Raw genomic sequence first — 21143 nt, 5'->3', positions numbered from 1 at the left:
CAGCCATGACAACTGCTGAAGCAACAATCCAAAACGCCGACGACGGCCACGGTGGCGGCCACGACCACGGTGATGTGCGCCCCGCGTTTGCGAAGCTCACCACCGATGTCGCCAACCTCGCGTTTTCGCCCAAGCCGGGCAAGTGGTGGTACATCGCCATGGCCATCTCGCTCGCCATGCTCGGCGTGCTGGTGGCGTCGATCGTCTACGTGGTAACGGTTGGTATCGGCGTGTGGGGTAACTCCAACCCCGTCGGTTGGGCGTTTGACATCACCAACTTCGTGTTTTGGGTTGGCATCGGCCACGCCGGCACGCTGATTTCCGCCGTGCTGTACTTGCTGCGACAAGATTGGCGCACCAGCATCAACCGCGCCGCCGAGGCGATGACCATCTTCGCGGTCGCCTGCGCCGGCATCTTTCCGCTGCTGCACACCGGCCGCCCATGGTTTGCCTACTGGATGCTGCCGCATCCCAATGACATGTACATGTGGCCGCAATTTCGTTCGCCGCTGATGTGGGACGTCTTCGCCATTTCCACCTATGCGACGACGTCGATCCTGTTTTGGTTTATGGGCATGGTGCCGGACTTCGCGACCTTCCGCGATCGCGCGACGCAAAAGTGGCAGCAGGTGTTCTATGGCATCCTATCGCTCGGCTGGCGCGGGTCGGCGCGGCAGTGGCACCGCTATGAGCGCGCCTATCTCATCCTCGCCGCGCTGGCGACGCCGCTGGTGCTTTCGGTGCACTCGGTCGTCTCCTTTGACTTCGCCACCGCCCAACTCGCGGGTTGGCACACCACGATTTTGCCGCCGTACTTTGTGGCCGGCGCCATCTTCTCGGGCTTTGCCATGGTGCTCACGCTCATGGTGCCGGCGCGCTACCTGTTTGGCCTGCACCACATCATCAAGCAGGCCCACATCGAGGTGATGTGCAAGATCTGTATGGCCACCGGCATGATGGTCGGCGGCGCCTACGGCATCGAGCTCTTCATCGCCTGGTACAGCCAAAACCCACAGGAGCAATACACGTTCCTTAACCGCGCCATGGGCACCTCGGCGATTGGCTACATCACGATGGTGTCGTGTAACGTCATCGCCCCGCAGCTGTTTTGGTTCAAAAAGTTCCGCACCAATCCGTGGCTCATCGTTGGCGTTTGCATCCTGGTCAACATCGGCATGTGGTTCGAGCGCTACGTCATCATCGTCTCGACGCTGCAGCGCACCGCGAATATCCCTTCCGCGTGGGGTACCTTTAAGCCGACGCTGATCGATATCTCGACCTTGGTCGGCAGCTTTGGCCTGTTTTTTACCTTGTTCTTGTTGTTCTTGCGCTTCTTCCCCGCCATCGCGATGGCCGAAGTCAAGGCGACCCTGCCAGAGGCTCACGCTGGCAAGGACCACCACTAACGTATGGGCGTGGAGCTTGCTATGACCAATACATCTAACGAAACAACATCGAACGCTGCGGCTGGCGGCCAAGGCGAGCTTTATGGCGTCCTCGCCGAGTTCGCGACGCCTGGCGCGCTAATCAAGGCGGCCAAAAAGGTGCGCGACGCCGGCTATCAGGGGTTTGATTGCTACAGCCCGTTTCCGGTGCACGGCATCGATGAGGCCATGGGCATCAAGCGCACCATCCTGCCGCTCATCGTCTTTGGCGGTGGCCTCACCGGCTTGGGGCTTGGCCTCTTGCTGCAGTGGTGGACCAATGCCTACGACTGGAAGTGGATCGTCGCCGGCAAGCCGTTCTTTTCGATTCCCGCCAACATCCCGGTGGCGTTCGAGACGACGATCTTGATGTCGGTCTTCTCGGCCTTCTTTGGCATGTGGATTCTCAACAAGCTGCCGCAGGTGTGGCACCCGCTGTTTCGCATGGGCCGCTTTGTGCGCGCCACCGACGACAGCTTCTTCCTCGCCATCGAGGCGGCGGACGCCAAGTTTTCGCGCGAAGAGACGGCGGCCTTGCTTGCCGGCGCCGGCGCGCTGCAGGTCGAGGAGTGCTTCAAAGATCCCGACCCGGAAACCCGCCAGGTCCCCAAGTGGATCTACGCCGTCATCGCGACCTCCATCGCGTTTTCGCTGGTGCCTTTTGCCCTGATCGCCAAGGCACGCAACTCCACCTCGCGCGAGCCGCACTACCACGTCATCTCGGATATGGATTTTCAGCAAAAGGTTAAGTCGGACGCCCAGTTCGACCTGTTTGGCGACACGCGTGGCAACCGCGGCGCGATCGCCGGCACCGTCGCGCGCGGCGCGGCCAACGCGGATGAAGCCTACTACGCCGGCCTCCAAGCCTCGCCCGACGGCAGCAAGCAGTGGCTGCTCGGGCTGCCGAGCCAGGTGGCGCCGAGTGCCGACACGCTGCAACGCGGTCGCGATCAATACAACATCTACTGCGCGCCGTGCCATGGCTTTGATGGGCAAGGCAATGGCGCCATTCCGCAGCGCGCTGCCGCGCTCGGTGGCGCCTGGGCCGCGCGCAACCTCGTCGCCGCCGACAGCGTCGTGATCAAGATGCCAAACGGCCAGCTCTACAACACCATCTCCAATGGCTTCAACACCATGGCCGGTTACAAGGAGCAAATTGCGGTCGCCGATCGCTGGGCCATCGTGCTTTACACCCGCGCGCTGCAACGCGCCGCCAACGCGTCGCAAGGCGACGTGCCCCCCGCTCAACTTTCGCAGCTTCCCTAGACCAAGGATGGAATTTTAGTCATGGCGTCCAAAGCGACTCTTCCAGAAACAGAAAACATCCAGGCGGGCGCGTTCGGCAAGAGCCTGACGCGCGCGGGGTACATCGGCGGCATCGTGCTGCTCGCCATCTCGCTGCTGCTGGGCAATGCCGCCGGCGATAACCTCAAGCGCTTCTTCTTCGCCTACCTCATTGGCTGGTCGTTTATTTGGACCATCGCCATTGGCGCGCTGTTCTTTGTCATCATCCATCACTTGACGCGCGCGCGGTGGAGCGTCGTCGTGCGGCGCGTTGCCGAGGCGATTACCATTACCTTTCCGGTGCTTGGCGTACTCGGGCTGGCGTTCATCATCCCGGTGGTTGCGGGCTATGACGACCTCTATTACTGGGCGCACCACGACGCGCACCTCAGCCACCACATTCACGGCAAGCTCGGGTGGCTCGATCCGACCTTCTTTGCGGCGCGCTACGTGCTGTACTTTGCCCTCTATTCGTTCATCGCCTACTACTTCGCCAAGCGCTCGCGGCTGCAAGACGAAACCGGCGATGAACAGCTTTCGGAAACCATGCGCGTCGCTTCGGGCCCGATGGTCATTCTGTTTGCGCTCACCACCATCTTCGCCGGCTTTGACATCTTGATGTCGATGCAGCCCGCCTGGTACTCGACGATTTACAGCGTCAACATCTTTGGCGGCGGCATGATCGGCTCGTACGCCACGTTGACGCTGCTCTCGATGGCGCTACAGCGCGCCGGTCGCGTACAAACGTCGATCACCACCGAGCACTATCACGACCTGGGTAAGATGCTGTTTGCCTTTACCTTCTTCTGGGCCTACACCGCGTTTTCGCAGTTCATGCTGCAGTGGTACGCCAACATCCCCGAAGAAACCATTTTCTACATCTACCGCTGGTACAACAACTGGAACGTCGTCTCGATGCTGCTCTTGGTTGGGCACTGGGCGTTGCCATTTTTGTTCTTGCTGTCGCGCTGGACCAAGCGCGTGCTGCCGTCGCTGGCCTTCTTCGCCGCGTGGCAGCTCGTGTTTCACTGGCTCGATCTGTATTGGAATATCATGCCCAACTACACGTGGCCGGTGGCAAACGGCGTCGTCACGGGGCCGCTCACCGGCGATCCTGCGGCCTACACCGTCGGGTTTACGGCGGTCGATGTCACCACGTGGTTTGCCCTGATGGCGCTGTTTGTTGGCGCCATTGGCACCGCGCTTGGCAAGGGCAAGTTGGTGCCGGTCAAAGACCCGCGCCTTGGCATCTGCCTGGCACACGAGAATTTCTAACGACACCGACTAGGAGACCGTCATGTCAGCAGGCGCTCACAAACAAGAAGACAAGCTCAACAACGTCACCATCGTCGCCGTCGGCATTTGCGGCGCCGTGCTGGTGTACGTCTCCATCGTCGCCTTGCAGGCGTTTCACGCCCATGACACGGCTAGCGCCGACAAGCAGGCGCTGTACGGTGGTCAACGCGCGTTTTACGATACCGTGCGGGCGCAGCAAGAAGCGCCGCTGGCATCGTATAACCGCAAGCCTGGTGCCGCTGGGGCGCCCGATGTCTTTCAAATTCCCGTGACGGAAGCGATGAAGCTCGTGGCCACTGAGGCCGCGGTCGATGCGTCTAATCTGGTGCCGAGCGTCGGTCGTTCGGACGTAGCCACGGTGCAAACAGTTTACGGCCGCCCGCAACCTCTGACCGCGGCTGCCCTAGTTGCCGCCCCAGCCGCCGCCCCAGCGGTAGCCCCATCTCTGACGCCGGCACCTGAGGTTGCAACGCCCGCGCCCGCTAAGCCGGCCGTGGTTAAGCCGGCTGTGGTTAAGCCGGCCGCCGTCAAGCCAGCGCCAGCGCCTGCGCCGGCTCCAGGAGGCGATGCGCCAACGCCATAAATACGCGTCGCTGGCGATCTACGCCGCGTTCGCCGTTACGCTTGGCAGCCATGCCTCGGCGAACGCCGAAGGTGCGACAAGTTTTGGCGATTACACCGAGGCCGCGCCCAAGGAAATGAACGGCATCGGCATCACCGAGCGCGTCGGCGCCGCGCTGCCGCAAGGGCTGCGCTTTCGCGACCACACCGGCGCCGTGCGCACGGTGGGCGACGTGTTTGTCGGCAACATCCCGACCATCTTGACGTTCAATTACACAACCTGCCCGCAGCTGTGCAGCATGCAGCTCACGGGGTTGGCAAAATCCATTGCGGCGACCAAACTCACTCCTGGCCAGCAGTTTCAGGTGGTCACCGTCATCATCGAGGCAAAAGAGACTGTCGCCCGCGCGGTGGAAACGCGGCAGCGCTACATCGACATGGTGACGGCGCAGGCACCAGAGGTTGGCACGGCCCTCGGCAGCGCCTGGACCTTACTGCTCGCGGAAACCCCCGGCGAAGACGCCGCCATCAAGGCGCTCGCCGCCGCGGTTGGCTTTGGCTACAAGTGGCTGCCCGAGCGTGCCGAGTTTGGCCACGCCGCGGCCGCCATTCTAATCACGCCACGCGGCGCGGTGTCGCGCTATCTCGGTGGCATTCAATTTCCCGATGCGCTGCTCGATACCTCGCTCTATGCCGCCGCTGCCGGACAGTCATCCGAGGCCGCGGGCATGTTCATGCGCTGCTTTATGTACGAGAAACACGAGGGCGCGCAAAAGGTGGCGACGTCGGTGATGCGGTGGGGCACGTTCGCGTTTGTCGTGGTGTTTATCGCCGGACTGATCGGTTTTACATTTTGGCGCAACCTTCGCGGGGTGCGCACGCAACACGAAATCTGGAGCAAGTTACAATGAAGCTTGGTAAGGCATTAAACCTCACGTTTCGCGGCGCGCTCGCGTTCGCCGTCCTATTGGCGTTGGCGACGCCAGCCTTGGCACAACCTGCCGCGCCGGCCGCCGCTACGCCAGCCGCCGCGCCGACCGCTGCGCCGACCGCTGCACCGGTCGCGGCCGCGCCAGCGGCAGCCGTTGCGCCTGCGCCGGCGGGCTCGCCGGCGGCAGTGGATGCTTGGTATGAACAGCTGGCCAAGCAACCGTGGGCACAACACGATTCATACTGGATGCCGCCGCTGATTAACTCGGCGGGCGATGGCGCCGACACCATGTTTTACGCGGTGCTCGCGCTGTCGATCTTCTTCTTCGTCGCGATCACGGCGGCCACGGTCTACATGGTGATTAAGTATCGCCATCGTCCAGGCCACAAGGCCGAGCCGTCGCCCTCGCACAGCGACACCCTCGAGATCACGTGGACCGTCATTCCGACGATCATCGTGGTGTTCCTCTTTGTCTTTGGCTGGCGTGGCTACATGAAAATGATGGCGGTGCCGCAGAACACGCAGAACTCGCTGGAGATTCAGGTAGAGGCGTACAAGTGGGGCTGGAGCTTCTTGCATAGCAATGGCACCTCAGACTCCATCTTGCATGTCCCCGTCGAGACGCCGGTGCGCCTGGTGATGAAGTCTAAAGACGTCATCCACAGCTTCTGGGTGCCGGCGTTTCGCACCAAGCAAGACGTCCTGCCGCATCGCTTTACCTATCTGTTCTTTCACGCCAACAAGCCCGGCGTCTACCGCCTATACTGCACCGAGTATTGCGGCAAGGACCACTCGCAGATGAAGCGCGTAGTGGTGGTGCATGAGCCAGGTGGCTATGAGCGTTACCTCGCCGACAGCAACAAGCCACCCGACACCGCCGACGGGCTGCGCGCCTTGGGCGAGAAGCTGTATGCCAAGAAGGGCTGCAACTCCTGCCACTCGATCGACGGCTCGCGCATCGTTGGGCCATCGTTTAAGGGGATCTGGGACGGCGACGTCGCCTTTGCCGACGGCTCCGCGGGCAAGGTTGACGAAAACTACATCACCGAATCGATCCTCAATCCCAATGCCAAGGCCCGCGCCGGCTACCCGGCGGGGGGCATGTCGTCGTTTGCCGGCTTGCTCAAAGAGTATGAAATCCGCGGCCTCATCGAATACATCAAGAGCCTGAAGTAGGAGCACTCCCATGGCATCAACTACCTTACCGGCCGACGCCGGCGCGACCACAACCGAGCCCAACTACATCGACGCCAGCAAGGGCCTCAAGAGCTGGCTGTTTACGCTCGATCACAAGCGCATCGGCCTGATGTATCTCTACGCCATCTTGTTCGCGTTGCTGCTCGGCGGCGCTTTTGCGCTCATGGTGCGCGCCGAGCTGTTCTTCCCCGGGCAGCAGTTGTTTACGCAAGATCAGTACAATCAGATCTTTACGCTGCACGGCGCGGTCATGGTGTTCTTGGTCATCATCCCCGGCATTCCGGCCGCCCTCGGCAACATTATTTTGCCGGTCCAGCTCGGCGCGCCTGATGTGGCGTTTCCTAAGTTAAATTTGACGTCGTTCTATCTGTGGTGCGCCGGCGCGCTGTGCCTGCTCCTCTCCATTGCCATCAAGGCCGTCGATACTGGCTGGACGCTGTACACCCCATACAGCACCACCACGCAGACCGCGGTTATTCCGGCGGTGCTCGGCGCCTTCTTGCTCGGCTTTAGCTCGATCTTCACCGGCATGAACTTTCTCGTCACGGTTCATAAGTTTCGCCCCAAGGGCATGGGCTGGTTTCAAATGCCGCTTAATGTGTGGGCGCTGTATTCCACGGCGCTCATTCAGGTGTTGGCAACGCCGGTGCTCGCCATCACGTTGTTTCTGCTGTTCTTTGAGCGCCTCATTGGCATCGGCATCTTTAATCCCGACCTCGGCGGAGATCCGGTGCTGTTTCAGCACTTCTTCTGGTTCTATTCGCACCCCGCCGTCTACATCATGATCATTCCGGCCATGGGCGTGGTGTCGGAGATCATCACCACCTTTACCCGCAAACCCATCTTCGGCTATCGCTTCATCGCCTACTCGTCGATCTCGCTGGCCTTGCTCTCATTCTTCGTTTGGGGCCACCACCTGTTTGTCTCGGGGCAATCGCGCTTGGCGACGATGGTGTTCTCGGCGCTCACGTTTACGGTCGGCATCCCTTCGGCGATTAAGGTGTTTAACTGGCTGGCGACGCTTTATAAGGGCGATATTCGCCTGCAGGCGCCGATGCTTTACGTGTTGTCGTTCTTGCTGCTATTTACCATCGGCGGCCTCACCGGCCTCTTCCTCGGCATCCTGTCGGTCGACGTCCACCTGCACGACACCTATTTCGTCGTCGCGCACTTTCACTACGTCATGATGGGGTCGACGCTGGTCGCCTTCCTTGGCGCGGTGCACTATTGGTGGCCGAAGATCTCCGGCCGCATGTACCCCGAGCGCCTGGCGCAGTGGTGCGCGTGGTTTGTCTTCATCGGCTTTAACCTGACGTTTATGCCGCAGTTCATCATGGGCGCGCGTGGCATGGCGCGTCGCTATTGGGACTACGACCCCGAGTTCACGCTGTATCACCAGCTGTCGTCGATTGGCGCGTTTATCCTGGGCGTCTCGATGTTCATCCAGGTCGTCTATTTGCTGCGGTCGTGGAAGCACGGCAAAAAGGCCCCCGGCAACCCATGGGGCGGCAGCACGCTTGAGTGGCAAACCCAAGTAACGCCGCCGACCACCTTCAACTTTACCGCGCAGCCCGTGCTGCACGAGCTGTATAATTACGACGATATGGTGTTTGACGAGGCGACACAAAACTGGGTGCGGCAACACCCCGAGCGCCCGTAGCTTGCAGCCGGTCACTTCACTTTCTCACCATTATCCGATCAGCCATCGAACTCGCGGAGACAGCCCATGAGCGCAACACACGCAGCACCCACTACCGACACCTCTCACGCCGCCGACGACGCGCACGACCATCACGGCATCGCGCATGTCGCGTCGCTGAGCATGCTGGTCAAGACGTGGGTCTTCTTGATGTTTCTCACCGTGATCACGGTGCTGGCGACCAAGGTCGACTTTGGCCCATCGATGAATCTTGCGGTGGCGATGGCCATCGCGGCGGTGAAGGCGACGTTGGTCGTGCTTTATTTCATGCATCTTCGTTACGACAAGATCTTTCACTCGGTGCTGTTTGTTGGCGCCCTCTTGGCCTCGGCGCTGTTTGTCGGCTTTGCCTTGATGGACGCGGGGCAATACCAGCAGTCGGTGGTGTGGGATCCCGAGGCGGTGCCGGCTGCGCCGTACGGACCGCGACCAACCGCACAATAGGCTTTGGCTCAGCCGGACGGGCGCCCCCAGGGAAGGGCTGCACGCGCTGCGGGTCGCAGATCGACGCGGGGTGGGTTTTTTGCTAGAATTGGGCTAGATCTAATCGTCCCGCCGCACGTTGAACCTAGTGACCCGATGAGCAACCACCGCGATTCCGACCGAGACCTTGGGGCAGGCGACCGCCTGGCCGCCGAGGACGCGGACGTGCGCTTGGATGCCCGCTTGCGCCAACGTCTGGCTGCGAGCGCCCAGTATGTGCCGGCGCCGTCAGAGGCCATGCTCGCGGCTCTTCGGGAGGCTGCGCGCCAGCAAGCCGCCACGGCTTCAACCGGTGGCATCATGGGATGGCTGGGCACTCGGCCACGCCATATGTGGGCGGCCATAGGCTCAGTCGCCGTCGCCAGCGCAGCGGTTGCGGGGCTGGTCATGCTGCAGAAGTCCGATCATGGTGTCGACCGCCAGGCGTCGGCCATGCTGGAAGACAGGCGGGAAATTCGCGAGATGGCCCCTGCGGCCGCCTCGCCGCCACCGTCGGTGGCCGGCGCTCCCGTGGACCAGTTAGGCACTAAGGATTCCGCGCGTCGGCAGGCCGACAAGGCGATGCAGGACGCGGATGACCAGGCGCTCGCTGGCAAAAGCAAACTAGTCAAGAAAGAGGCGTCGGCGGATGAGCGCCTGGCCGCGATGAAGCCCGATCGAGCCAGCGAGGCTTCAAAGTTTGCGGTCGCCCCGGCGGCGGAGTTGGAGCAAGATCAAGACGGCTACAAGGGCCTGCGCAATAATGCCTCGGAAGGCAAGGTTGGCTCCGCGGCGGGCTCGGCGTCATTTGACGATAGCGCCGTGCAGGGGTCCGATGCCGCGCCCACAAAAAAGTTCGCTGAGCCCCGGCCTCGTGCGGTCGCTTCGGCGCCGTCTATGGATGAGAAGGCCACGGCAGAGCGGGCGGATGTCGTCACTGCAACTGACAGTGTCACGAGCGCCCCACCTTCAACCCTCAAGGCACCAAAGCCGCTGCCGGTCGACGTCGCTGCGCTGGCCAAGGCGGGGCGCTGCAGCGACGCAAGCAAGGCAGCCACGGCGAGGCGCAAGAGCGATGCGGGCTACACCGCGCAGCAGGTGGAGCAAGACATGGCACCGTGTAGCAAGGCTGAGCAAAAAAAGGCGCCATCGAAAGCCACGGCCGCACCGACGAGTAAAAAGTAAGCGTAGGCCCTCGCGCCGCTCAGCTCAGCTAGTGCGAGTGCGCGGGTGGCACGTAGCCGGCCGGCATAATGGTCGCGCCGCCGCCAAATAAGAACTGCTCACATTGCTCTTTGAGCATGTCATGCGATTTTTTTGAGGTGAGGTCGAGGCGATATTCGTTGACGATTTTTTTGCTGTGCTCGATCCACTCCTGCCACGCGGGTTGGGAGATCTGCTCGTAGATGCGCTGGCCGAGCGCATCGGCAAACGGCTTGTAGGCCAGGCCAGGGAGTTCGGCGCCTAATTTGGCGCATTGGACCATTCTTGACATGGCGGTAATTGAGCAGGACTTGGCCGCCTTGGCAAGCAACCAAATCGGCAACCGCACGGTCCAACCCGGTATGGGCAGTCGGCGCGGGGGCCGCAAAAACAGGGCGGCCGTGGGCCAGGCCACGGCATGCGTAGTACAGTGGAGACCCTTATGAGCTCGTTTCTAAATTTGATGAATCATGGCGGCGGCTCGATGTGGGTCATCGCGGTGTTTTCGGTGGTCGCGATCGCGGTCGCGATCGAGCGCGCGCTGTCGCAATACCAGTTTATCGCCCGCGCTAAGCTCCTGGCCAGCAACGTCAATCAGGCCCTGGCCAAGGGCTCCACCGCGGATGGTCGGTCGGCCTGCGAGCGCAGCATCTCGCCGCTGGCGGATGTCTTCTTGGTCGGCTTTGCCAAGGTCGGCAAGCATCGCGACGAATTCGTGTGGGCGGCAGTGCATCGCGAGCGGCAGCGCCTGGTGGCGGGGCTACGCGCCAAGCTGTGGGTGCTAGGCACCATCGGGGCGACGGCGCCGTTTGTTGGGCTATTTGGCACCGTGGTTGGCATTATGGATGCCATGCGCCTCTTTGAGGGCGATGTGTCCAAGGTGCTCGGCCCCATCTCGCAGGCTCTGGTGGTGACCGCGGCGGGTATTCTGGTCGCCGTAGAGGCCGTAATTTTATACAACTACTTCGGCCAGCGCGCGGCAAAGGCGGCCGCGGAAACCAAGTTGCTCGCGGATGAATTTCTCGAGACGCTGATTGAAGCGAACGGTGGGGCGCAGGGCGGGGCGGCCGCCGACAGCGCCGGAGCGAAGGCGTAAGTCTATGGCGATGGGCAACCTGCCAGGGCAAGGCGCTGATGAGGGCGACGGCGATGAAGGCGATGGCGGCGTATTTGCCGAAATCAACATCACGCCGCTCACCGACGTGTTTCTCGTCTTGGTCATCATCTTTATGATCGCCGCCTTCGCGGTGCAAAAAGAGGCGGACAAGGCGCAAGAGGCTTTGATCGAGCAGACCGAGCGCGAGCAAAAATCGGGGCTCAAGGTCACTCTGCCCGCGGGCGCGGCGCAAGAGCTCAGCCCTGCCGATGCGTCGATCACGGTCACCATCGCGCTCTCGGGCGCCATTATGGTCGGGCAACAAGTCGTCGCCGACGCCGAGCTCGATGCGATGCTGCAGGCGGCCTACGTCAAAGATGCGACGACGCAGGTGGTGCTGCTTGCCGACAAGGGCGTACCGCATGGCCGCGTCGTTGGCCTCATGGAGCGCGCCAAGGCGGTGGGGCTGACGCGGTTGGCGATTGCGACCTCGCCGAACTAGTTTTCGTGCTCGATAGTCGCGAATTCGTCGTCGCGCATCTCGGTGGCGCGTTCGGCAGCGGTGGGCAGCGGGCAGGTGGGCAACTCGCCAAACCAGCGATACCGCCGCTTGGCAATAAACTGATACGCCCAGTCACGCACCGGACGCGGCACGACATATCCAATGACAAACGCGCGCCAAGGCCATGGCAAGAGGCGCGCAATCTTCAGCGCCGCGGTCGATTGGCTGTAGAGGCGTTGCGCGGGGGTGCCGTAGTTTGTAACCACGTAAATGGTGGTTGGCGCGCTTCCCGCCGCCGTAGCCGGCGCGCCCAGCGATGCTAAAAATCGCGTTGCGCGGGGCCCCCCGAGCGTGGCAAACCTAAACACCCCCGCGCGATCGCGCCTACGAATAAAGCGCACCGCGCCGTTACAGAGCACGCAGACGCCGTCGAACAAGACGATGTGCTTGCCGGTGGCGCCGGCGGTGTGTAAAGGGCCCGCTTCGCTCATATCAGGTGTTTTCGGCTGTGACGGCGCGCAGCGGCCACACCACCACATCCAGGTGGCGGGCAAAGTGCAGCAGTGGCGGGCGGTCAGGCAGCATGATGCCGCTGGCCAGGCCCATTTCGTTACATTCGATTTCTGCCTCGGCTCGCTGCAGGGGCCACGGCTCGTGATGGATTTCACCGATATAAGCTTGGCCTCGCTCGTCGACCGTATAGAGGCTGTAGCGTTCGGTTAGCCAGTGTTCGAGCGTGCCGGGATTGGCAAGGTAGGGCGCCCCGGTTGGACGATATGTGCTGGCAAAGCGCGCTGGTGCCGCCTGCCGATGGGTGCGGGTTGAGCGGTAGTTGATTTGCTCGCCGTCCAGGTCACATGTCATCTCGGCATTAAAATAGGGCAACTTAAAGAATGTGCGCGCCGCCCACACGGCGAGCGCGTTGGCCGCCTCGAGGCTAAAAAAATAGACCCCCGGCTTTGGATTTCGCGGTTCTCGCGAGCGCACATAGGTGCGAACATTTAGCTCAGGAAACGCCGAAATCCACGGCAGGCTTGGCACGCCCCGCGGCCGCACCCCCGTCATGCGAAATGGCACGACTGCCACCCAGGCCACCCCATCGAACAGATCTAGCTCAAGCGCTGGAGGGACCAGCGCGCGCATCGCATCGACTGGCACCGGCCAATGCATGAACAGCAGGTCCCGCCACTGCTGCTGCATGATCCACGGTCCGGCGGGGAGCGGCCACGGACGATGGTCTAGGCGTCCCGTAGGGTCTTGGAATTTGGCAGGGCGACTCGGCGGCATGACGGCTTCTTCGTATTGATCAATTTGCCAGGAATGCCGCCGCCAAATGGACCAACCCAAGCCAGGCAAACCCCGCCATGATCCAACGGTCCCCCCGCCGCTTGCCAAGATATAGCTGGCTGCCCGCGCGCACAAACCACCAACCCGCAAGCCACACCAAGAGCAGCCGACCTGGCGCCGTCCCCAGCCAATACATGGCCAATAGATCAGCCACGCCGATGCTCACCAGCGTGTAGCTGGCGGCGTGATTCATCACCCAGGCAATGCCATGCACGTCACGACGCGTGGTGGCATGCCGGATAGGGCCTAACCGAAACGGCTTTAGGGGCGCACCCTGCTTGGGAATGGCCTGCTCAAAATCGAGCAGGATGGGAAAGAAAAAATGGGCAATCCCAAGGGTTAACGTGAACACGCCACAGATCGCCATTGCCACCGGCCAAAGCCAACTGTTCATCGTGGCCAACGATAGCACTCTCAAATGCGCGTTACGTTCGACGCCCCATGAAACGACACGGTACGCTCCGTTCTGCCGACAAGCGAAAAGGGGTTGCAATTGGGGCGGCATTTGCACTATAGGCCGTGTCACAGAGGGAATAAGACAATGGCAAACAAGGTCGTAAAAGGCATCGGTGGGTTGGTTGGCGTCGTGGTTGTGGTGGTCTCCATCGTTCGTGACGAACGTACTAGTGAGAAAACCGATAGCAGGTTAAGCGAGGCGCAGGGCATGCTGGCGCAGATGGAGGCCTGCAAGAGCTTGGTCTGCTTCGTGACTGCTGATCGGGACTGGGACGCGATGGTCGATCGAGTTGGCACCTTAGAAGTAGACAAATCGCAGAGCGACGCACTTGATGCGGTGAACGCGCGCCATTCGAAAGTTATGGAGCTCGCGACGGCGCCCATTAGCGGCCAATTCGATAAGGCGAGTGCGGCGGTGGATGCCGTGGCAGCGCTCGAACAAGTGGAGGGCGATGGCAAACAGGCCAAGGCGCTGCGCACCGAAGGGGAGGCCGCGGTGAAAGCTGCTTGTGAGGCCCTAAACACGTACGCCGCGAACGAGGGCTATGACCACAAGGACTTCGTCGAGGGCTTGACCGCGTTTTTGGAAAATAATGACAACGGACAAGAAAGTGCGGAGATGAAGGCGAGCGTCGCCGCTTATCGCGACGTCGCGCAGCGCTGTGCCAGCTAGGGCGAAGCAAGATCGCGTAGAAACAGATCCTAAATGGCGGAGAACAGAACGCGGACACGCTAGTGTCCGAATGCTGGAATCGTACGCTTGTGTTTCGTCATAGAAAGGCCGCGCCAACCCATGCACTCGCGATGCCGAGGCGCAGCCGTCTGGCTGTAACGAGGCTCGCGAAGCCGTACACCGAAAGGTCCCCACGCAATGCGTTTCTGTTTAGATGCCAAACTTGGCGAGCTTCTTGTGCAGGCCCTCGCGCGTGATGCCGAGCGTCGCGGCAGTGCGGGTCTTGTTGTTGTCGTGTTTGCGCAGGGCCTCGGTTAAGAGCCAACGCTCGACCTGATCCATTTGCTCTTTGAGCGTGCCCTCGCCGGCGGGCGTGCGGGTGGCGGCCGCGTCGACGGAGCGCAGCTTGGGCGAGAGCATGCCGATATCAATCGGTTGCTGCGGCTCGGCGCCAATCACGACGCGTTGGATTTCATTTTCGAGCTCGCGAATATTGCCCGGCCAGTGATAGTGCTGCAGCGCGAGCAGGGCTTCGGGCGTAAAGCCGTCGACGACGACGCGCATCTCATCGCAGAAGCGGCGTAAGAAATGAGCGGCGAGCAGCGGGATGTCTTCGCGGCGTTCGCGCAGTGGTGGCAGGCGAATCGGAAATACCATCAGGCGATAAAAGAGGTCCTGGCGAAAGCGCCCGGCGTCGACCTCGGCCTGCAGGTCGCGGTTGGTGGCGCAAATGATGCGGACGTCGATGGCCTTTTCTTCGACGGCGCCGACCGCGCGGATGGTGCCTTCTTGCAGCACGCGTAGCAGCTTGGCCTGCAGTGGCTGCGGCATCTCGCCTATTTCGTCGAGAAACATGGTGCCGCCGTGGGCGAGCTCAAAGAGCCCCTTCTTGTCGCTGTCGGCGCTGGTGAAGGCGCCGCGCTTGTGGCCGAATAACTCGGATTCCAGCAGGTGCTCGGGCAGGGTCGCGCAGTTTTGCGCGACAAACATCTTGTCGCGGCGAACTGATTGGTAATGCACGGCGCTTGCGATGAGTTCTTTACCGGTGCCAGTCTCGCCTTCGATGCACACGGTGGCGCGCGTATTAATGACGCGCTCGAGCTGGCTGAGCACCGCCTTCATCGACGCGGCCTCGCCGATGATCTGGGTGAACTCCGCCTTGTGCGCGCGCTGCTTGAGGTAGCTGTTTTCGCCGCGAGCCTGGTCGGCGGCGCGCGTCACCTGGGCGAACAGGCGCGCGTTGTCGATGGCGAGCGCGGCCTGGCTGGCGATCAGCAGCATGACCTCGAGGTCGTTTTCGAGGAACATGCCCGACGAGCGGTTGTCGACCTGCACCACGCCGATGATGTCCTCGCCGCGCCACAGCGGCACTGCGATGGTCGATTGGATGTTGGCAGCCAAGATCGATTGCGATGCGGAGAGTTCCTGCGCCGCGTTGGCGAGCAGCAGGCCGGCGCGGTCGGCTAGCACGCGTCGCAAGACGCTGCGGCTGGCGCGCACGTCGCTCGCCGCCAAGGCTTGCCCATCGCGTTGCGTCGCGGTGGCAATGACGTATTTGTCGCGATCGACCTCGGCGCGCAGCAGGATGGTGACATGGGTCGCGCGCGGCAGCAGCTCGAAGATGGCCTCGGCGGTTGTCGCGAGGGTAGCGCCCTCGTCGACACGGGCCGAAAGGCGCTGCAGCGCTTTGTACACCCGCAGCGCCGACACGGGATCGTGCTCAAGCTGGGTGGCGACTGACGGCAGGTCGCCGATGGCGCGCTTGGCGATAATGTGCTCGGTGCCGGCGCCATCGCTGCCCGCCTCGGCGTCGTCGCTGGTTTCGCTGCGCTGCGAAACGCGGACGCGGAGCATGACGGGTTGCTTGAGTGATCCTAGCACCAGCACGTCACCATGCTCGATCACGCATTCGAAATTACGCGTCGCATCGATGGCGATGCGGTGCCCGGCGCGCTCGAGCGCCGAGCCATTGGTCGAGCGCAGATCGCGATAGATGTGGGTGTTGCCCTCACGGCGAATCGTGCCGTGCTCGCTTGAGAGATGTACGTTATCGAGCGCGATGGTGTTGGCCGCGGCCCGCCCGATGGTGATGGGCGTCTCGCGACACTCGAAGACCGCTTGAGTCGCCGTCCCGTGAAGAACTTCTAGCACCAGCACAGACGTGGGCGCATGGTACCCGGTATCGGCAGCGGCGCGAGAGTCTTAGCGGCAACTTCCGGTTTCGCCGCAGCAAAAATCACGCTAGATTGGGGCTATGGCGAAGAAACGCGGCGCAAATCGGGCGAGCGCCGCTGCCGCCACGAGCCCGACGCCGCCTCGAGCACGCCGCCCCTCTGCCGAGACGCAGGATGCGTTAGCGGCTGCCGCAGGCGCGCTGGCGCCGACGCCGGACGGGCCAACAACCGAGACATCGGCGGCCCTCGCCGCGGCCTCGCCTCGCCACCGTTCGGCGAGCGGCGAATTTGCCGTCGTGCCCGGGCCTGAGCGGTCGCGTGCGCCGTCCGATGCGCCCGCGCTGGTGGCACCGGTTGTGCCCGATGGCGCCATGCAACCCACCAGCGTCAGCTCGAGCACCATCATCGTGCAAAATGCGGCCATGGTCGGCGCGCGCCCGAGCATGCCGGCGCCGCGAGCTGTGACCGCGGTTCCCGTTGCCGCGCCATCGTCGTCGGCCTCCGATAGCTTTAGCGATTTGGATGAGGCTTTTTTCTCGAGTGACGTCAGTGATCAAACGCTGACGATCGAGCGCGAGCGTGGCGAGCTGGCCGCCAAGCCGTGGTGGCGCCGGCTGCTGGGTTGGTAAGCGCGCGCCCTGCGCGTCGTTCAATAGTATTTAGAGACGGTCTCGCCATTGCGCCACGTCATCTCGATGGCGCCGCGCACGCCGTACACACGCAACGTAAGCGCCGCTCGCTCAGGCGCTAGCAAGCCCTGGTTGGGAAAGCGAACCTTGTAGGCCGTCGAGAAGTCGCCATGGGCGGGAAACTCGGCGCGAATCACATAGTCGGGGCGTTTGTCGCGTTCGATGGCGATCGGGGCCACGATTTCGCCATTGTCGCCGACCATCGAGACGGTCCACGGCGATTTTTCCATGCGATGCAGGATGTTTTCGGCGCGGTCCCAGGTGCTCACGAGGATCGAAAACTCGACGAACTCTTCGCTGCGTTTTTGCATCGCGGCGACTTTGGCGTCGCGGGTGTCTAGGCTCGGCGAGGCGAAGGCAAATTCGCGACGCAGCGACGCGGTGGCCCACTCGGGGCTGCGCAGCGTCGCATAGACCTCGATGATTTGTTGATAGTCGGCGGTAACTAGGCCGTGCCGCGTCCACGCCCGCGTCACCAGCTCGTAGCTTTTCTTTACCTTTTTGAGCTTGATGGATTCGGGTGGCGGCGATGCCACCGTGGTCGAGAACGAGATGGGGGGCGTTTTGCCACAGCCCACCACCGCGATCAGGCAGGCCAGGGGGCGGCACCAAGGCATCGACGGAAACGCAGCTTCATCGCGTAAGTTTAAAGGGCTTTAGCGGGCCGCGCATCAAATGGCGGCGCTATTTGGCCAGGAAATCGGTGCGGCGAAACAGTGCGTGCAGCGGCGCATGAGCCTCAATTGCCTCACGGCCGCCCTCCATGCGGTCGACAATCGTTAGCACGCAGGCGACGCGGTAGCCGGCCTCGGCGACGCGCTGCACCGCCGTGATAGATGCAGCGCCCGTGGTGACCACGTCCTCGACGACCGCGACATCGCAGCCTGGCGCGATGCGAGCGGCGCGCTCCAGCCATTGCCCGGTGCCGTGCCCCTTGGCTTCCTTGCGGACATAGAAGGCATGCAGCGGGCGGCCGCCGACGAAGCTCATGGTGGCGATAGCGGACGCAATGGGATCGGCTCCCATGGTAAGGCCGCCGATGGCGGTGACCGTCGGCGCGACCTCGGCCAGCATAGTCGACAGCAGCTGACCAATGAGCACGTGGCCTTCTGCATCGAGCGTGACCTGCTTGCAGTCGATATAGAAATTCGATTTTTTGCCAGACGACAGCGTAACCTCACGCTCGGCAAACGCGTATTGCCGCAAGAGCGCCAGGAGACGGTCCTTCTGCGTGGCCGGTGTGTCAATCATGTGGCGAACCTATCACGGCAGGCGGGCCTGCCGGTTGAGGTGACATGCTGGTTGACGTGCCCTGGCCCCCACCGTACGTTGCCGCCAAGGTCCACCCGTGCACATCGTCAACGAGTCAGAGCATGTCCCCGTCACCTCAGCCCGCGAGCTCACCGCGTATTTCGCGACGGGCAACAAGCCGGCGGCCGCGTGGCGCATCGGCACCGAGCACGAGTTGATCGGCGTGAGGCGCGATGGCAGCGGCGGGCCCTCGCATGCGCCTGGCTATGACGGCCCACATGGCATTGGCGCCGTGTTGGCTGCATTTGCCGCGCGCGGCTGGACGCCCATTATCGAAGATGGCCACCATTGCGCTAAGCTCGGGCGCGTCGCAGATAACGATCGAGCCGGGTGGGCAGCTCGAGCTCGCGGGGCCGCCCGTGGCCAAAGATGCGGAATTCGCGGAGCTGCTCGCTAGCTACGCCAAGGTGTTGCGGCAGATTTCGGCAGAGCATGGCATCGCGTGGCTGCGCGCTGGGTTTCGTCCATGGGGCGCGCGCGGCGACGTGCCGTGGATGCCCAAGGCGCGTTACGCGGTGATGCGCGATTACATGCCCAAAGTGGGCAGCCGCGGCCTCGACATGATGCTGCGCACCGCAACGGTGCAGGTCAACCTCGATTTTTCCGACGAGCAGGACGCCGCCGAGAAAATGCGCTGCGCGTTTTCGATCGCGCCGGTGCTGACGGCGCTCTATGCCAATAGCTCGGTGGTGGAGGGCCGTGCGGGCGGCTTTGCCAGCGTGCGGGCGCATATCTGGCGCGATACCGATCGCGCGCGCACCGGCTTGTTGCCGTTTGTGTTTGAGCGCGACGATATCTTCACGGCGTACGCCGAATGGGCACTCGACGTCCCGATGTATTTCATTTATCGCGGTGGCTATCGCGACGTCGGCAACATGTCATTTCGCCGCTTCATGGCCGAAGGGCACGGGGGCGAGCGCGCGACGCAGGCCGATTGGGCGCTGCATCTCTCGACGCTATTTCCGGAGACGCGCCTTAAAAAATACATCGAAATCCGTAGCTGCGACTGTGGCTCGCTGCCGATGATTGCCGCGTTGGCGCCGCTTGCGCGTGGGCTGCTTTACGATGCCGGGGCTCGCAAAGCTGCCACGGCCTTGCTGGCACCGCTGACGTTAGCTCAGCGCGACGCGCTACTCGATGACGTGGCCGTGCAGGGCCTTGCGACCAAGTTGCCGCATCGCAGCGGCACGCTGCACGACGTGGCGCGCGACTTGCTTGCCATCGCGCGCACTGGCCTCGCCGCACTCGACGCGTCCGCCGTGGGGCTGTTGTGGCCACTCGAAGGCATCGTGCAATCCGGCAAAACCCAAGCCGACTTCCAACTCGGCGTCTTTGCCACCACCGGCGAATACGAAGACCTCGTGCGCAAGCTAGAGCACCCCGAGCTGTCGCCGCTGTAAGCGCCGTACGCGCGCTACGTGCACGCCAACTCAAACGAAAGCACGGCGGTTCCATTGTGTGCGGGCTGCGCATCGATGGAAGTGCATCCATCCATGGTTATCACAATCGGCCTCAACTCGCATTGATTAACCGATGGCGAGCATTGCTCAACGGAGAGCTCGAAAGCACCATCGCTGGCCGTTACAACCGATCGGCACGCGGTCCCGCCAACGTCACAACGGTTGCCATCATCACACGTCGTCACGGTTGCGCCCGCAATCGGCGCGCCCGATGAGTCGCGCACAATACCGCGAACTTGTTCGTCAAACACGCACTCCCCCACATCCACCAATTACGAAAGCGGTGAGAACGCCTATAAAAATCAAGATACGCACCTGCCATTGGTAGCGTGGTGACCTCAATGCTGTCAACGCATATACTTTCGCGGACAGTGAGTTGACCGTGACATGCTTCACAGCCGCGCATTACACCTGCGAAAGCGACCCTGCTCGACTATTGTGCGCTAGCGCGGCGCTGAACTGACTCCTTAATTTCCGCGTCAATGATTTCGATGCCATCGACAGCGAACTTAAACCCCACCAAGGAGGCTATGATCGCGAAGCCAACTAGAAAGGGTTCGTTCAATTGAAGCGCGGTTTCAATCGACCCGCCCGCGAGCCCACCGAGAAAAGCGCCGACCAGCATTTGGGCAACACCTGACAGGCGGTTCAAGACGACCTTAAAGGCCGGTCTGCTCCTCGAGGTCCGCTGCACCGCCGTTCGCTTGCTTGCTGGCACCTCCAGCGGCTTCACCGCGGCGTTGGCTTTGGCCGTCGGAGACAGCAAGTTGTTGCGACGTGGCTTACCGGCATGTACCGGTCGTGCAAACGACTTTCCGACCGCACGATCTCGTTGCGCGTTGCTGGGTTGCCGAGTCGCGTGACTGGTTGCTGGAGTGGCAATATTTACCAGCAGGAGGGCTGCGATTAAGGAACTCTCAATAATTTTCATGCCCAAGACAAGTGCAATCCCTGGGCCATGCGCCGAGCCCCATTTGGCATGGGTAAACGCTACCTACCGGCCCAGTCCCGCCAAGGCCCGGGCGTCTAGGAGCGTAGGTAGCGGGCCCCTTGCCCCAGGCTAAGGGGCCCCTACACCCTTAGCTGGCGTATTTGCGATGATCACTGCGCTTGGCTAGACTCTGCGCATGCGAGCCCTATTTTTTCTGTTTCTAATGGTTGGCGTTGGGGTGTTAGTGTTCCGCGCCCTCGCGGGCGGTGCCAGCAGAATAGTAAAGGACGCCGCGGCCAAAGGGTTCGACGTCATTTCGTGCGAAATCGATGCCAGATACGGCGCCGGCACGTATCTAGTGAAAGTGCGCAACAACGGTGCCGAGGAACTCTACAACGTCTCGCAGCGCCCATTTTCAACGCTGCAATGGGTACGGCTACCATAGGG

At 62.2% G+C, this 21143-nt stretch carries 24 protein-coding genes; 15 read left to right on the top strand and 9 right to left on the bottom strand.

Translation table 11 applies throughout. The annotated features are described in order from the left end of the window. The first annotated feature begins 5 nt into the window (after positions 1-5). The 9 genes from nrfD (at position 6) to IPL79_09450 (ending at position 10039) form a co-directional block, all read left to right on the top strand. Positions 6-1406, top strand: a complete 1401-nt coding sequence (nrfD, locus tag IPL79_09490) for a polysulfide reductase NrfD (protein ID MBK9071217.1) — start codon at positions 6-8, stop codon at positions 1404-1406. A gap of 21 nt (positions 1407-1427) precedes the next feature. Continuing rightward, positions 1428-2690 (top strand): DUF3341 domain-containing protein, encoded by a 1263-nt coding sequence (locus IPL79_09485; protein ID MBK9071216.1) that lies wholly within the window; start codon positions 1428-1430, stop codon positions 2688-2690. 21 nt (positions 2691-2711) lie between these two features. Further along, positions 2712-3983: a hypothetical protein gene (locus tag IPL79_09480; GenBank protein ID MBK9071215.1), complete on the top strand. Its 1272-nt coding sequence runs from the start codon at positions 2712-2714 to the stop codon at positions 3981-3983. A 22-nt stretch (positions 3984-4005) separates the two neighbouring features. After that, positions 4006-4587 carry a hypothetical protein gene (locus tag IPL79_09475; GenBank protein MBK9071214.1) on the top strand — a complete coding sequence of 194 codons (582 nt, stop codon included), beginning with the start codon at positions 4006-4008 and terminating at the stop codon, positions 4585-4587. Then, positions 4571-5476, top strand: coding sequence for a hypothetical protein (locus IPL79_09470; GenBank protein MBK9071213.1), 906 nt, complete (start codon positions 4571-4573; stop codon positions 5474-5476). Before IPL79_09475 ends, IPL79_09470 begins: the two co-directional genes overlap by 17 nt. Continuing rightward, positions 5473-6672, top strand: a complete 1200-nt coding sequence (coxB, locus tag IPL79_09465; GenBank protein MBK9071212.1) for a cytochrome c oxidase subunit II — start codon at positions 5473-5475, stop codon at positions 6670-6672. Before IPL79_09470 ends, coxB begins: the two co-directional genes overlap by 4 nt. A 10-nt stretch (positions 6673-6682) precedes the next feature. Then, the gene (locus IPL79_09460) at positions 6683-8353 is read left to right on the top strand and encodes a cbb3-type cytochrome c oxidase subunit I (protein MBK9071211.1); all 1671 of its coding nucleotides are present in this window, start codon (positions 6683-6685) and stop codon (positions 8351-8353) included. A 66-nt stretch (positions 8354-8419) separates the two neighbouring features. Continuing rightward, positions 8420-8836 carry a cytochrome C oxidase subunit IV family protein gene (locus tag IPL79_09455; protein MBK9071210.1) on the top strand — a complete coding sequence of 139 codons (417 nt, stop codon included), beginning with the start codon at positions 8420-8422 and terminating at the stop codon, positions 8834-8836. A 135-nt stretch (positions 8837-8971) separates the two neighbouring features. Beyond that, entirely contained in the window at positions 8972-10039 is a 1068-nt protein-coding gene (locus IPL79_09450; protein ID MBK9071209.1) for a hypothetical protein, read from the top strand. Positions 10040-10067: 28 nt separating this feature from the next. Here IPL79_09450 and IPL79_09445 read toward each other — a convergent pair whose 3' ends face one another. After that, positions 10068-10349, bottom strand: coding sequence for an oxidative damage protection protein (locus tag IPL79_09445; GenBank protein MBK9071208.1), 282 nt, complete (start codon positions 10347-10349; stop codon positions 10068-10070). 126 nt (positions 10350-10475) lie between these two features. Here IPL79_09445 and IPL79_09440 point away from each other — a divergent pair, with 126 nt between their 5' ends. Further along, the gene (locus tag IPL79_09440) at positions 10476-11153 is read left to right on the top strand and encodes a MotA/TolQ/ExbB proton channel family protein (GenBank protein ID MBK9071207.1); all 678 of its coding nucleotides are present in this window, start codon (positions 10476-10478) and stop codon (positions 11151-11153) included. A 4-nt stretch (positions 11154-11157) separates the two neighbouring features. After that, positions 11158-11655, top strand: a complete 498-nt coding sequence (locus tag IPL79_09435) for a biopolymer transporter ExbD (GenBank protein MBK9071206.1) — start codon at positions 11158-11160, stop codon at positions 11653-11655. Here the strand turns inward: IPL79_09435 and IPL79_09430 are convergent. Genes IPL79_09430 through IPL79_09420 form a run of 3 tightly spaced genes read right to left on the bottom strand, consistent with a single transcriptional unit; the run spans position 11652 to position 13396 of the window. After that, positions 11652-12146 (bottom strand): DUF393 domain-containing protein, encoded by a 495-nt coding sequence (locus IPL79_09430; protein ID MBK9071205.1) that lies wholly within the window; start codon positions 12144-12146, stop codon positions 11652-11654. The two genes, IPL79_09435 and IPL79_09430, sit on opposite strands and share 4 nt — an antisense overlap. 1 nt (position 12147) lies before the next feature. Continuing rightward, the gene (locus tag IPL79_09425) at positions 12148-12942 is read right to left on the bottom strand and encodes a DUF2071 domain-containing protein (protein ID MBK9071204.1); all 795 of its coding nucleotides are present in this window, start codon (positions 12940-12942) and stop codon (positions 12148-12150) included. Positions 12943-12961: 19 nt separating this feature from the next. Beyond that, entirely contained in the window at positions 12962-13396 is a 435-nt protein-coding gene (locus IPL79_09420; protein ID MBK9071203.1) for a hypothetical protein, read from the bottom strand. A 147-nt stretch (positions 13397-13543) separates the two neighbouring features. Here IPL79_09420 and IPL79_09415 point away from each other — a divergent pair, with 147 nt between their 5' ends. Further along, positions 13544-14131, top strand: coding sequence for a hypothetical protein (locus tag IPL79_09415; GenBank protein ID MBK9071202.1), 588 nt, complete (start codon positions 13544-13546; stop codon positions 14129-14131). Positions 14132-14341: 210 nt separating this feature from the next. Here the strand turns inward: IPL79_09415 and IPL79_09410 are convergent, their stop codons facing one another. Further along, positions 14342-16288, bottom strand: coding sequence for a sigma 54-interacting transcriptional regulator (locus tag IPL79_09410; protein MBK9071201.1), 1947 nt, complete (start codon positions 16286-16288; stop codon positions 14342-14344). A gap of 97 nt (positions 16289-16385) precedes the next feature. On the opposite strand from IPL79_09410, the gene IPL79_09405 reads away from it, so the two are divergent. Next, positions 16386-16934, top strand: a complete 549-nt coding sequence (locus IPL79_09405) for a hypothetical protein (GenBank protein MBK9071200.1) — start codon at positions 16386-16388, stop codon at positions 16932-16934. Between the two features lie 20 nt (positions 16935-16954). On the opposite strand, the gene IPL79_09400 is transcribed toward IPL79_09405, so the two are convergent. Together IPL79_09400 and pyrE are read right to left on the bottom strand one after the other, a co-directional pair. Beyond that, positions 16955-17611, bottom strand: coding sequence for a hypothetical protein (locus IPL79_09400; GenBank protein MBK9071199.1), 657 nt, complete (start codon positions 17609-17611; stop codon positions 16955-16957). A gap of 67 nt (positions 17612-17678) precedes the next feature. Further along, positions 17679-18245 (bottom strand): orotate phosphoribosyltransferase, encoded by a 567-nt coding sequence (pyrE, locus tag IPL79_09395; GenBank protein MBK9071198.1) that lies wholly within the window; start codon positions 18243-18245, stop codon positions 17679-17681. Between the two features lie 338 nt (positions 18246-18583). Here pyrE and IPL79_09390 point away from each other — a divergent pair, with 338 nt between their 5' ends. Further along, positions 18584-19705, top strand: a complete 1122-nt coding sequence (locus tag IPL79_09390) for a glutamate--cysteine ligase (GenBank protein MBK9071197.1) — start codon at positions 18584-18586, stop codon at positions 19703-19705. A gap of 14 nt (positions 19706-19719) precedes the next feature. Here IPL79_09390 and IPL79_09385 read toward each other — a convergent pair whose 3' ends face one another. Beyond that, positions 19720-20016 (bottom strand): carboxypeptidase regulatory-like domain-containing protein, encoded by a 297-nt coding sequence (locus tag IPL79_09385; protein ID MBK9071196.1) that lies wholly within the window; start codon positions 20014-20016, stop codon positions 19720-19722. 182 nt (positions 20017-20198) lie between these two features. Beyond that, on the bottom strand, positions 20199-20696 hold the full coding sequence (locus IPL79_09380) for a hypothetical protein (protein ID MBK9071195.1): 498 nt from the start codon (positions 20694-20696) through the stop codon (positions 20199-20201). A gap of 196 nt (positions 20697-20892) precedes the next feature. Here IPL79_09380 and IPL79_09375 point away from each other — a divergent pair, with 196 nt between their 5' ends. Further along, complete coding sequence (locus tag IPL79_09375; protein ID MBK9071194.1) at positions 20893-21141, top strand: hypothetical protein; 249 nt, start codon at positions 20893-20895, stop codon at positions 21139-21141. Positions 21142-21143 lie beyond the last annotated feature (2 nt).

The organism is Myxococcales bacterium, from assembly GCA_016716835.1.
In the GTDB taxonomy this organism is placed as follows: domain Bacteria; phylum Myxococcota_A; class Polyangia; order Haliangiales; family Haliangiaceae; genus JADJUW01.
Note: the sequence above shows the minus strand (reverse complement) of the source record. Positions and strands in the feature narration are given on the sequence as shown.